Source organism: Bacillus sp. EB V-12, assembly GCF_056158125.1.
The window spans coordinates 1,051,902-1,065,292 of sequence record NZ_JBUXJL010000001.1; the positions used below are offsets into that span (position 1 = coordinate 1,051,902).

At 36.4% G+C, this 13,391-nt stretch carries 11 protein-coding genes; 8 read left to right on the forward strand and 3 right to left on the reverse strand.

The features are described from left to right. Nucleotides 1-27: 27 nt before the first annotated feature. A complete protein-coding gene (locus ACZDYH_RS05515) occupies nucleotides 28-1,410 on the forward strand; it encodes an APC family permease (protein ID WP_211477758.1) in 1,383 nt (460 codons plus the stop codon). A gap of 74 nt (nucleotides 1,411-1,484) precedes the next feature. Here ACZDYH_RS05515 and gerSC read toward each other — a convergent pair whose 3' ends face one another. From gerSC to ACZDYH_RS05530, 3 genes are read right to left on the reverse strand one after another with little or no spacing between them, the layout of a single operon-like run. After that, entirely contained in the window at nucleotides 1,485-2,621 is a 1,137-nt protein-coding gene (gerSC, locus tag ACZDYH_RS05520; RefSeq protein ID WP_001252217.1) for a spore germination protein GerSC, read from the reverse strand. After that, on the reverse strand, nucleotides 2,622-3,719 hold the full coding sequence (locus ACZDYH_RS05525) for an endospore germination permease (RefSeq protein ID WP_000166518.1): 1,098 nt from the start codon (nucleotides 3,717-3,719) through the stop codon (nucleotides 2,622-2,624). It lies immediately after the preceding gene. Continuing rightward, nucleotides 3,716-5,254, reverse strand: coding sequence for a spore germination protein (locus tag ACZDYH_RS05530; protein ID WP_000534516.1), 1,539 nt, complete (start codon nucleotides 5,252-5,254; stop codon nucleotides 3,716-3,718). Before ACZDYH_RS05530 ends, ACZDYH_RS05525 begins: the two co-directional genes overlap by 4 nt. A 366-nt stretch (nucleotides 5,255-5,620) precedes the next feature. Between ACZDYH_RS05530 and fdhF the strand changes: the two genes are divergently transcribed. The 7 genes from fdhF to ACZDYH_RS05565 all read left to right on the forward strand — a co-directional run bounded on the left by fdhF (nucleotide 5,621) and on the right by ACZDYH_RS05565 (nucleotide 13,374). After that, nucleotides 5,621-8,560 carry a formate dehydrogenase subunit alpha gene (fdhF, locus tag ACZDYH_RS05535; protein WP_061113613.1) on the forward strand — a complete coding sequence of 980 codons (2,940 nt, stop codon included), beginning with the start codon at nucleotides 5,621-5,623 and terminating at the stop codon, nucleotides 8,558-8,560. Between the two features lie 12 nt (nucleotides 8,561-8,572). Beyond that, nucleotides 8,573-9,055 carry a helical membrane plugin domain-containing protein gene (locus ACZDYH_RS05540; protein WP_000729897.1) on the forward strand — a complete coding sequence of 161 codons (483 nt, stop codon included), beginning with the start codon at nucleotides 8,573-8,575 and terminating at the stop codon, nucleotides 9,053-9,055. Between the two features lie 115 nt (nucleotides 9,056-9,170). Then, on the forward strand, nucleotides 9,171-9,515 hold the full coding sequence (locus tag ACZDYH_RS05545; protein ID WP_000039582.1) for a Na-translocating system protein MpsC family protein: 345 nt from the start codon (nucleotides 9,171-9,173) through the stop codon (nucleotides 9,513-9,515). 16 nt (nucleotides 9,516-9,531) lie between these two features. Further along, a complete protein-coding gene (fdhD, locus tag ACZDYH_RS05550; RefSeq protein ID WP_000802688.1) occupies nucleotides 9,532-10,329 on the forward strand; it encodes a formate dehydrogenase accessory sulfurtransferase FdhD in 798 nt (265 codons plus the stop codon). Between the two features lie 16 nt (nucleotides 10,330-10,345). Next, nucleotides 10,346-11,362, forward strand: a complete 1,017-nt coding sequence (moaA, locus tag ACZDYH_RS05555; protein ID WP_000844127.1) for a GTP 3',8-cyclase MoaA — start codon at nucleotides 10,346-10,348, stop codon at nucleotides 11,360-11,362. Between the two features lie 191 nt (nucleotides 11,363-11,553). Next, nucleotides 11,554-12,333, forward strand: coding sequence for a formate channel (locus ACZDYH_RS05560; protein WP_000863998.1), 780 nt, complete (start codon nucleotides 11,554-11,556; stop codon nucleotides 12,331-12,333). Nucleotides 12,334-12,357: 24 nt separating this feature from the next. Further along, nucleotides 12,358-13,374, forward strand: coding sequence for a molybdopterin-synthase adenylyltransferase MoeB (locus ACZDYH_RS05565; RefSeq protein ID WP_000785260.1), 1,017 nt, complete (start codon nucleotides 12,358-12,360; stop codon nucleotides 13,372-13,374). Nucleotides 13,375-13,391: the final 17 nt, after the last annotated feature.

Sequence of the window (13,391 nt, forward strand, 5' to 3'; positions counted from 1 at the left end):
ATAAACTTGAAAAAGAGGTTTCAAAGAATGAGTCTTTTCATAAAGAAAGCAATGGATGAAGAAAAGAAAAAAGTATTGAATCAAACTTTAGGAGCGATTGATCTAACTCTTTTAGGGATTGGAGCAATTATTGGTACAGGTATTTTCGTATTAACTGGTATTGTAGCAGCGAAACATGCTGGTCCGGCGATTGTATTATCTTTTGTATTAGCGGCAATTATATGTGCATGTGTAGCTTTCTGTTATGCTGAATTTGCATCTACAGTTCCAGTTTCGGGAAGTGTATATTCATATACATATATGACACTAGGTGAGATTTTTGCATTTATAGTTGGCTGGTGTGTTATGCTGGAGTATTTATTAGCGACTTCTGCGGTTGCAGCAGGCTGGTCAGCATATTTTCAGTCATTGCTACTAGGTTTTAATATTCACATTCCTACGATTTTTGCTTCGGCACCAGGAATGGGGAAGGGTGGAATCATTGATTTACCAGCAGTTCTTATTATTTTAGTTGTTACATTTTTATTAAGCCGTGGTGCAAAAGAAAGTGCACGAATAAATAATATAATGGTTATTATTAAACTGGCTGTTATTGTAGGGTTTATTGTTGTAGGGACACAATATGTAAGACCAGAGAATTGGCAACCATTTCTACCGTTTGGTTTTCACGGTGTGGTAGGAGGCGCTGCTACTGTATTTTTTGCTTTTTTAGGATTTGATGCAGTTGCAACAGCCGCAGAAGAAGTGAAGCGTCCACAACGTAATGTGCCAATTGGGCTACTTGTTTCCTTGTTCATTTGTACGGTTCTATATGTAGGTGTTTCATTCGTGTTAACTGGAATGGTTCCGTTTACGGAATTAAATGTTGCTGATCCTGTTGCATATGCGTTGCGCACTGTAGGAGAAGATAGAATTGCTGGGTTGTTATCGGTGGGAGCGATAGCAGGGCTAACAACAGTTCTGTTAGTAGCTATGTTTGCATTTGTTCGTGTATCTTACTCGATGAGTCGAGATGGATTGTTACCAAAAAGGCTTTCAAGTGTCCATAAACGTTTACAAACTCCATTTTTTAATACATGGGTTACAGGTATACTAGCAGCTTTATTAGCGGGATTAGTGGATTTGAATTTATTAGCTAATTTAGTGAATATGGGAACGATAACAGCATTTGTGTTTGTATCTATAGCTGTCATTGTATTAAGAAAGACACATCCTAATATGAAGAGGCCATTCCGTGCTCCTCTAGTACCTTTTTTACCTATCGTTTCGATAGTAAGTTGTATATATTTAGTTTTGAACCTTTCTAAGCTTACTTTAATTAGTTTTGTGGCATGGATTATAATAGGTGTTTTCATATATTTTGTATATGCTAAAAAACATAGTAATGTTAGAAATAGAAATAAAGTATAGTCCATTGAAATAATACTTGTAATGGAAATGAAAACACGCTACTTATTCATATAAGAACAAGTAGCGTGTTTTTTCTATTTAATAATCCCATTTTCTAAAATTTTAATAGTTGGTGCCACTTTCACATTAGCTTTTGAAAAGGCACTCGGCCAATCATCTTCGACTTGTTTCCATTCTTTATATTGAAACGCTCTCGCATAATCACCAAATCCGAATGGATCAAGTTGCTGTTTTTGAATGTTGTGGATTAAATCGTTCAAATCTTTGTTTAGTTGTTTTGTAATAAGAGAAGTTAATTTCTTTCTATCTTTGTCTATATCCATATTGAATGTAAGTTCAGAGACAGCAATTTTTAAATCCATTTTAACATTAAATTTGAAGTGGTTATCGCTATAGTCTGTATGGATATCACGATTCATGCTAAGAACATTTATTGTTACGAAATCGCCGCCATCGGTATCTTTTAAATCACTATTACTTTCAACTGAAGTAGAAGGGATTTTCAATGTAAGCGAAACCGGTGTATTCGCTTTCTTTTGTAACAAAAGAAGAAGGGCGCTTTCATAACGATTTAATGACATTTTATAAATTCCGCGAGAAGTTAATAGCGCGGAACCAGTAACGATAACATCCTTTTTACCTTTTTTTATTTCTGAAATAGCAGGTGTTATACCTTTATTAAACGTTTGCCTGTGAAATTCATGGAATGTCGTAAAAACGGTCCGATTGTACAGTTTGTTCGTGTTAATTAAATCTGTTAAATACTCGGGAAGGGCAGGCTTATCTTTAAAGTTATTATATATAACTGAAGAAATTGGACCGTCTACTGCAACCATGCGCATGTTTCCAGTGTTTTTAGGATCACGATACCAAACATCAAGGTAAGGCATAGCCCCTTCTTGTTTTAAAAAATTTGTGCTAAATAAAATGAGCTGTAACTTTTCTGTAGATACTAAACCGCCACTTGAACTATTAAACGTTGCTTTTGCTTCTCGAGGTGTACGTACTTTCGCTTCATGTGTTTCGTACTTTTTTTCTACGTCTTCATTAAAAATAGGATTTACGTGGTACACAATTAATTTTCCTTTTGCTTTTGCGTCAAAGCCGTAAATTAATGAAATCGATTGTTTTTCTAAGTCGAGGCGATCTCCACAGCCTGTTAAAAAGGTTATGAGAAAGTAAAGTATAGTGAAATGAATAAAGCGCCTCATCTAAACTCTTCTCCTTTTCCAATGCTGATAAAGTGTCATGTATAAGAGAAATACGACTGGGAATAGAAAAACGATAAAATAACTTGCAGTTCCCCAAAATTCTCGCAACGAACTTATTTGGTAAGAGGAAGGGATATAAAAGAATAAGATGAAAATACACCCGAATAATAAAACATAAATAGGTAATGAACTGCTTTTTTTGTTAAGTAATTGATTAATTCCATCTGAAGCAGTGAAAATATAAGGAATACAGGAATCAAAAATAATAAAGAGATAAAATGACAAAAAGATAATTTCAAATCGCTCAAGAAATGAGAAGTGAAATGGTGTAACAAGAGAAAGAGTCGGCCATAAAAACTTTGTTATACCATCTGGACTAAAATAAACAAAAGAGACAAACGTGACTTGAAGATAAATAAATAGCGTAATCAAATTTGCAAGAACAATTCCTTTTTTTGCAGATGATTTATTACTGAGATAAGGATAAAGGACAAATGCAAACTCAAATCCGAGAAACGCAATGATAGTTGATTTTACTGTGTTTAAAACTGGTATCCAGCCTTCTTTAAGAAGAGGAAGAAGATAAATCCAATGCCCATCTTTAAGCGGAATAAACAATAGAAAAGGCATCCATAGTGTGAAAAATACAGTGAAAACAGCATAGCGACTTATAATAAGAACGCCTTTACATGCTAGCATTAACATTGGAATAGATAGTAAAATCATAATTAAAAACATTGGAGTTCTAGGTAAAATCCAAATGTGAATAACGTATAAGAGGGAAAAAATTAAGGAAATAGCTGCAAGGACAGCATATAAAATCCAAAAAATCATTCCTACTCTTCCTAGCCACTCCCCAAGATAACGAGTCAGCACATCGAGTAAAGTATATCCAGGATGATTTTCCATAATTTTCACAATACATAAACTGACTAAAGTAGTGAGAGCACATCCAATAATAATAGACATCCAGCCATCTGTATTTGCCCCTTGTGCAACTTCACGCGGAAGTGTAAGGACACCGAATCCTACTTGAACACCACTAATCGTTAAAATGTATTGAAATAAACTAATCTCCCTCTTTGCACGTTTTGTCACTTATTATCCTCCTTTTCCTCAACATCTCTTTGCCGGTTATCTTGTTTTAATTGTAGAGATAGTGGTCGTTTCTTCATAATTTTCCATGGGAAACGTACAAGGGTATCTTTTAAATCCGAAGCAAATAACGGAGAAAAAGGACTACCATAAGGAACACCGAGAGATTCCATAGAAAGTATATGAATAATAATGATTGCCATCCCAACCATAATTCCAATGACGCCAAATAAAGAGGCGGCTATCATCATTGGGAATCGAAGAAGTCGAATTCCTGCTGACATTTCTAAGTTAGGAATAATGAAGGAGGCAACCGCAGTAATTGATACGACGATAACCATAACGTTACTAACAATCCCAGCTTGAACGGCAGCTTGTCCAATTACAATTCCTCCTACGACGCCGATTGTTTGTCCAACAGGCCCAGGAAGCCGAATCGCTGCTTCTCGGAGCATTTCGAGAACTAATTCCATTAATAAAGCTTCTAATATGGGGGGAAAAGGAATTTTGGCTCGAGATTCTCCAATCGTTAACAACAATTTGAGCGGAATCACTTCATAATGGAAGGAAATCATAGCAATATAAAGAGCAGGAGCAAATATTGCAATAAATAGCCCAGTGAAACGAAGAAGTCGTATAAAAGATGGAATCATGGGTCTGAAGCTGTAATCATCTATCGTCTGAAAAAAGGATGAAAAGGTCATAGGTCCTATTAATACGCCTGGTGAGCGATCTACAACAACGGCAATTCGCCCATCTAGAATATGATGTGCTGTTGTGTCAGGGCGTTCAGTTATTGATAATTGCGGAAAGAGAGTAAAGGAATTATCTTCAACAAACCCCTCTAATTCACCAGTAGTAAGAATCGCATCAACTTTTACTGACTCGATACGGGATGCCATTTCTTTTACGACATTTTCGTTCGCAACATCTGCTAGATAAAGCAAAAAAACCTTTGAAGTAGCTCGTTCACCAACAGTGAATTCCTTCACTTTCAATTCGCGATTTGGAATATATCGACGAATAAGTGCAAGGCTGTCGCTCGCTACTTCATTAAATCCTTCGTGTGAGCTTTTTATGGAGCTCTCTGTTGTAGGTTCTTCAATGCTCCTTTTTGGTGCCGCTTGCGTATCAAGCTCTAAAGTGGATAGTTGTCCGTTTATAAATAAAATACTTTTGCCGTGTAAAAGAGATTGTTCAATGTCTGTCCACTGTTGAACTTTTTTAATATTTCCGATAGAAACAGATGCTTCCCAAAAATCGTCTTCATTCCACTCTTTAAATAAGAGAGGACGAAGAATGTTTACGTTAATAACAGTTTTGTCTACAAGTCCTTCCATATATATAAGTGCAGCTTCCTGTCCGTTTTTTAATGGAAAAGTGCGTGTTATTAATTCTGGAATACCGCTAAACATTTTGGACAAGTGCTTTAAATTAAGGGAAAGGGAAGAAGAGATAGATTTATTTAATGCGTAATCAGCTTGCTCTTGGGTAGAAAAAGATTTTTCACCACGAATCCATTTATTAAAAGACCCCATTTGTTCGCTTACTCCTTGTTATGTTTTATCTCGATTGGTGAGGGCTGATGATCAGTGGGGGATGAAGAAAACCCCCCACTGATTAAAGTTTCACTTTATATGGGTTATTATGGATAGTTACAAGCTGACATATGCGTAGTTTAAATTTTATATTGTATATTTTTAACTTTAACGCTATAATTATAGTGTTAAAGATGGAATCGTGATATGACCTGTTATGACTCTATCGTTTTATTTATGAATAAATGGATTGGTATTTTAGCAAGATGTGCTAATAAACTACTCCACCATGATAATAACGTGCCGAAATGCGGTGCGTATATTTTCGTGGTGGAGTTTTTTTATTCTCAAAAAGGGGGAAAGACCATGAATAACAACATGGTTCATATTACAATTGACGGAAAAAAGTATACAGCGGAGCCCGGTTCAACGATATTGGGTGTTATTAATGAGAACGGGATTGAACATCCGCAAATTTGTTACGTGCCAGAAGTAGATCCTATTCAAACATGTGACACTTGTATTGTAGAAGTTGACGGAAAGTTAATGCGATCTTGTTCGACAGTAGTGATGGAAGGTATGAACATTGAACGTGCTTCTGTTCGCGCAAAAGAAGCACAAACAGAGGCGATGGATCGGTTACTAGAAAATCATTTATTATACTGTACAGTATGTGACAACAACAATGGGAACTGTAAACTGCATAATACAGCAGAATTAATGGAAATTGAACATCAAAAATATCCGTATGAACCGAAAGTAGATGTAAGTGAAGTTGATATGACGCATCCGTTTTATCGCTATGATCCTAATCAATGTATTGCATGCGGTCAATGCGTTGAGGTGTGTCAAAACTTACAAGTAAATGAAACGTTATCGATAGACTGGGAAGCGGAACGCCCACGAGTTATTTGGGATGAAGGAGTAAATATTAATGATTCTTCATGCGTTAGCTGTGGTCAATGTGTAACGATTTGTCCTTGTAACGCTTTAATGGAGAAAACGATGCTCGGTGAAGCTGGATTTATGACGGGATTAAAACCAGATATTCTTGAACCGATGGTAGATTTAATTAAAGAAGTTGAGCCTGGATATAGCGGTATTTTTGCGGTATCAGAAGTGGAAGCGGCCATGCGTGATACTCGTACGAAGAAAACGAAAACAGTATGTACATTTTGTGGTGTAGGTTGTTCGTTTGAAGTGTGGACGAGGGGGCGTAAAATTCTTAAAGTACAGCCATCTTCAGATGCACCAGTTAACGCAATTTCCACTTGTGTAAAAGGGAAATTTGGTTGGGATTTCGTAAATTCTAAAGAACGAATAACAAAACCTTTAATTCGTAAAAATGGAACGTTTGTTGAATCTACATGGGAAGAAGCACTGAATGTAGTTGCAAATAAATTAGGCGCTATTAAAGAAGAGTACGGTAAAGGTTCTATCGGATTCATTTCTTCCTCTAAAATTACAAATGAAGACAATTATGTAATTCAAAAATTAGCTCGACAAGTATTTGGAACGAATAATATTGATAACTGCTCACGTTATTGCCAATCACCAGCAACGGATGGTTTGTTCCGTACAATTGGTATGGGCGGTGATGCCGGAACGATTAAAGATATTGCGCAATCTGGTCTTGTTATTATTGTAGGATGTAATCCGACAGAAGGTCATCCTGTTCTAGCTACACGTATTAAACGTGCACATAAATTACACGGACAAAAGTTAATTGTAGCTGATCTTCGTAAAACCGAAATGGCAGAGCGATCAGATGTCTTTATTAGTCCAAAACAAGGAACAGATCAAGTTTGGTTAATGGCTGTTACGAAATATATGATCGATCAAGGTTGGCATGATCAGGAATTCATTAATGAGAATGTAAACTTCTTTGAAGATTTCAAAGAAAGCCTAGAGGAATATACACTTGAATATGCAGAAGAAGTAACAGGCATTTCAAAAGAAACACTTATTCAAATGGCTGAAATGATTCGTGATGCAGATGGTACATGTATCCTTTGGGGTATGGGGGTAACGCAAAATACAGGTGGTTCTGATACTTCCGCTGCAATTTCAAACTTACTTCTTGCAACAGGGAACTATCGTCGTCCAGGAGCAGGTGCATACCCACTTCGAGGCCACAATAACGTACAAGGTGCTTGTGATATGGGGACTTTACCAGGATGGCTTCCAGGATATCAGCACGTTACTAACGAAATGGAACGTGCGAAATTTGAAACTGCTTACGGAGTGAAAATTGATAGTGAACCAGGTCTTAATAATATCGAAATGCTTCACGCAATTGACGAAGGAAAAATGAAAGCAATGTATCTTGTAGGAGAAGATATGGCTCTTGTAGATTCTAATGCAAATCATGTACATGAAGTGTTATCGAGCCTTGATTTCTTCGTTGTGCAAGATGTTTTCCTTTCTAAAACTGCTCAATATGCAGATGTTGTATTACCAGCAGCGCCATCTCTTGAGAAAGAAGGTACTTTCACAAATACAGAGCGCCGTGTCCAAAGATTATATCAAGTTCTTCCTACGCTAGGAGATGCGAAACCAGACTGGTGGATCGTCCAGGAAGTTGCGAATAAACTAGGTGCAAACTGGAATTATAGCCACCCAAGTGAAATCTTTGCTGAGATGGCAAGTTTATCACCATTGTTCTCGCAAGCGAACTATGAAGTGCTTGAAGGATGGAACAGTTTCCATTGGGGAAGTTTTGATGGAACGAATACACCACTTCTGTTCCAAGACGGATTTAACTTCCCAGATAAAAAAGCTCGTTTTGCGATTGCTGACTGGGTACGTCCAGCTGAATTTCCAGCTGAGTTTGACCTTCACATTAACAACGGTCGTATGCTTGAGCATTTCCATGAAGGGAATATGACAAATAAATCAACAGGTATTCAAACGAAAGTACCTGGTGTTTTCGTTGAAATCTCTCCAGACCTTGCAAAAGAACGTGGCGTAAAAACAGGTTCGTTAGTTCGTCTTGTCTCTCCTTTTGGAGCATTAAAATTACGTGCACTCGTTACAGATCGTGTAAAAGCGAATGAGTTATATTTACCGATGAACTCTACAGATAACGAAACGGCAATTAATTTCTTAACAGGTCCTGCTGTGGATGTACGTACGAATACACCTGCGTATAAACAAACAAAAGTACGTATGGAAGTATTAGAAGTTGATGGCGAAAATCCGATGCCAAAAGCGAACCCACGCAATAAAAAACGTCACCCTCAAGCTGGAATTGAGGTACATCGTAAGTGGGCACGTCCAGGGTATGTGCATTTAACGGATAAGTAGGAGGAGAAAACTATGGCTGCACCTATAAAAATGATTCAAAAACAAGAATTAACTGAGGAAGAAATAAAACAGCAAAAGTTAGATGATTTAAAAGAGCTTCTAACTAATAATGAAGAAGCTCTAAATCAGATGTTTAATATAGTAGGGGAATTAAATGACATTGGAATGCTAGAAGCTGCAAATTCAATGCTAAAAGCGAAAGAACCAATTGCGAAAATTGTTCTAGGTCAAGTAACTCGTGAGCCTGTTACAAATTTAATTAATAATATGATGGGCGCTGCAGGTGCGTTAACTGAACTTGACCCAGAACTTACGAAAAAGCTTATAGGTAGTTTATTAGTCGGGCTAGAAGAAGGTAATGAACATCTAGAAAGTAATAAAAAAGTAGGGGTATTCGATCTTATGAAAGTATTGAAAGACCCAGATATTAACCGTGCTATCGGGTTTGGGCTTCATTTCTTAAAAGGTATGGGGAAAGGGTTAAAAGACGAATAAACTTCATGAAGTGAACCTTTCCGCCCAAATATTTGTAGGAAATAGTTTGGGCGGAAGGCTCATTTTGGTAAAATATATAATAGAGTAAAATGAGGCTTTTGGGAGGTATAATTGTATGTCAAAAAAAGTACATGAATTTAATGATATGATACGAAAACTTCGAAAGGAACTTTTCGGAAAAGGACCAGAACGAATTCATACTGTTTTTGCGGAAAATATGGCTATAGCGACTCTTTATGGAAACTTAACACCTACTGAAAAATTTATTTCAAGTACGATGGACGGTGCGGAAATGGTTCATATGGCTAGAACGAAAATGATTCAAGAAGTGTATGCTGCGAATTCCCGTGAACATTTGGAGGAACTTGTTGGAGCGAAATTAGTGAATTTGTTTTCAGATATGAAAGTAGAAGAAGATATTGCAGTTTCTGTATTTGTTTTTGATAAAAATATAACGTGAGAGAAGGATACTGATCGTGAAACCGATACAGGTAGAAAGAGAAATCTTTCGTTATGAACAAGGAGCATTTAAACATATAGAGGACAGCATTGTAACAGAGTTTCCTGTCACCATTAAAATGAACGGACAGGAGTTTGTTACAATGGTTAGTACTCCAGAATATATAGAAGATATGGTAATAGGCTTCTTGGCGTCTGAAGGAATCATTCGGAAGTATGAAGATATTGATAGTGTATGGGTGCAGGAGAAAGAAGGATTTGTGCATGTAACAACGACAAAAGTAAATCCGTATTATGAACAAATGCAAAATAAACGCTATATTACGTCTTGTTGTGGTATGAGTAGGCAAGGGTTTGTTTTTGCAAATGATGCACTAAGTGCAAAAAAAATGAAGGGTGTCCATGTACAGGTTGCTGCCGATGATTGTTTTCGGTTAATGAAAGAAATGCAGCAATCTGCGGATACGTTTCATCGTACTGGTGGGGTTCATAATGCAGCTTTATGTGATGTTAATGGTATTATTTTAAGCCGAATGGATATTGGTAGGCATAATGCACTAGACAAAATTTACGGTTATTGTTTAAGAAACGATATTTCTATAAAAGATAAAATCATTGTTTTTAGTGGTCGTATTTCTTCGGAAATATTATTGAAAGTTGCAAAAATCGGTTGTGAAATTATACTATCAAAATCAGCTCCAACTGAGTTAGCTTTGCAACTAGCGGAAGATTTAGGTATTACGACAATAGGATTTATTCGTAATCACTCCTTAAATGTATATACCCATCCAGAACGTGTTTTAAATATAAAATAAAAGTGAGGCAATGAAGATGAAATCAGTTACATTAGACAAGTTGCAACGTCCGTTAAAGGATTTACGTATTTCAGTTACTGATCGCTGTAATTTTCGCTGCCGATATTGTATGCCAGAAGAAATATTTGGTCCTGATTACTCGTTTTTGTCTAATGATAAAATTTTATCTTTTGATGAAATTGAAAGGATAACACGTATTTTCGTTTCTTTAGGTGTGAGAAAATTACGGATTACAGGCGGAGAACCGTTACTTCGAAGAGGGCTTCCAAAGCTTATTGAGCGCCTTAATAAAATTGATGGTGTAGAAGATATCGGTTTAACAACCAATGGATCGTTACTTAAAAAGTTTGCTCCTGATTTATATAAGGCGGGACTATCACGTGTAACAGTTAGCTTAGATTCCTTAGAAGAAGAGCGGTTTTTCTATTTAAATGGTAATAGGAGCAAAGTGCAAAGGGTTCTGGAAGGAATACAGGCTGCAGCTGAAGTTGGAATGAAAATTAAAATAAACATGGTCGTTCAAAAGGGAAAAAACCAACAGGACATTTTGCAGATGGCGCAATATTTTAAGGAAAATAAGCATATTCTTCGTTTTATTGAGTATATGGATGTTGGAAATTATAATGGTTGGGATTTAAAAGAGGTCGTCTCTAAACAAGAAATAGTAGATACGATTCATCAAGTTATGCCGTTAGAACGGATAGAAGCAAATTATTCTGGTGAAGTGGCTACTAGGTATCGTTATATAGGAAGCGATGAGGAAATAGGTATTATTTCATCAGTAACAGATTCTTTTTGCTCATCATGTACGAGAGCTCGTATTTCTGCAGAAGGAAAATTATATACTTGCTTATTTGCTTCTAAAGGAAATGATTTAAGAGAATTGCTTCGTTCTGAACATACAGATGAGGACATTACAGATGTAGTACGCGATATATGGAATAATAGGGAAGATCGTTATTCAGATGAACGCTTAAATCATACAAATAAGAAAACAATACCTAAAATTGAAATGTCACATATCGGTGGTTAATATATAAAGCTAGCGTCATAGTGAAAAATGGAAAATTTACAAGAGTTGTGGATTTTCTATTTTATAGTAAAAGTGATGATTGATATCTCTGTAAAAGATGTGCAGAGAAATTAAGCAGCATTCAAAAACCTTTATTTTGAGGAGGTTTTTTGAAGCTGCTTTTTTATTTGGAGAAAATGGAGGAATGGGTAATGGCATTTCATAAGCCGGAACAAATTGCTGAGCTTGTCATTGAGGCCGGTGTTCAAAAAGTAAGACAGACATTGCCAGCGATGCTTATTCTCGGTTTTTTAGGAGGAGCGTTTATTGCGATAGGTTTTTTACTTAACATTCGAGTTTTAGGGAATTTACCTGAGCGCTGGGGAAGTCTAGTGAATGTTTTAGGAGGAGCAGTATTTCCTGTTGGACTCATGCTCGTAGTATTAGCAGGAGGAGAATTAATTACGGGAAATATGATGTCACTGTCTATGGCGCTTTATGCAAAGAAAATTACATTGATAAGTGTACTGAATAACTGGGTTTGGATTACTCTCATGAACTTTATTGGAGCAATTTTCGTTGCGTATTGCTTTGGACATCTTGGCGGATTAACAGAGGGAGAGTATTTAAATAAAACGGTAGCGATAGCGGAAGGGAAGTTACATGAATCATTTGGGAGAACTTTGATTTTAGCAATTGGTTGTAATTGGCTCGTTTGTCTTGCTCTTTGGCTCGCTTACGGGACGAGTGATTTTGTCGGGAAAATCATCGGAATTTGGATTCCAATTATGGCATTTGTAGTGATTGGATTTCAGCAAGTAGTAGCAAATATGTTTGTCATTTCCGCTGTTATTTTTGCTGGTCATCTAACGTGGATGGATCTGGCTAAAAATTTTGTTCCTGTTTTTATCGGAAATGTAATTGGAGGAGCTGGGTTTGTTGGTTTTGCTTACTTTGCTTGTTATCAGAAACAACATTCTAATATGAAATAGAGATCTTGAGAGGAAGGGTATGTAATGGCTGATCGGTATTCACGACAACAGTTGTTCAAACCAATTGGGAGTAAAGGACAAGAAAAAATTCGAAATAAACATGTGTTAATTGTAGGGGCAGGCGCATTAGGAAGTGCAAGTGCCGAAAGTTTCGTACGTGCAGGTGTTGGCAAGTTGACGATTATCGATCGTGACTACGTTGAATGGAGTAATTTACAAAGGCAACAATTGTACTCTGAACAAGATGCGAGAGAGAAAATGCCGAAAGCAATTGCTGCAAAAAATCGGCTAGAACAAATTAATTCGGAAGTACAAATACATGCTTTCGTAATGGATGCAACTTCAGAAAATATGGAAGGTCTATTAAAAAATGTAGATGTAATCATTGATGCAACAGATAATTTTGATATTCGATTTGTAATAAATGATTTATCACAAAAACATAATATTCCGTGGGTATATGGTTCTTGCGTTGGATCATATGGTATGAGTTATATAATTATTCCGCAAGAGACACCGTGTTTACATTGTATGCTGAAAAATATCCCTGTTACAGGTGTGACGTGTGATACTGCTGGGATTATTAGCCCGACTGTTCAAATCGTCGCAGCATATCAAGTGGCAGAAGCGCTCAAAATTTTAGTGGAAGATTTCTCAGCAATTAGAAAAACATTTTTCATGTTTGATATATGGAGTAATCAAAATCATTTTATAAAATTAGGGAAAATAAAAACAGACGCTTGTCTCTCATGCGGTTTGAATCGAACTTATCCTTATTTATCATACGAAAATCAAACGAAAGCAGCTGTTTTATGCGGAAGAAATACAGTTCAAATTAGAACAGTAGACAATAGGAAATACAATTTTGATGATATAGAAAAAGTATTAAAAAAACTGGGAAAAGTAGATCGGAATCCGTATTTACTATCTTGCCAATTCGATGATTACCGCGTGGTTGTTTTTCGAGATGGTCGTGTTTTTATTCATGGTACAAATGATATTTCGAAAGCGAAACAACTATATTATCGCGTATTCGGTTAATAGAGAGGGTGTCAACA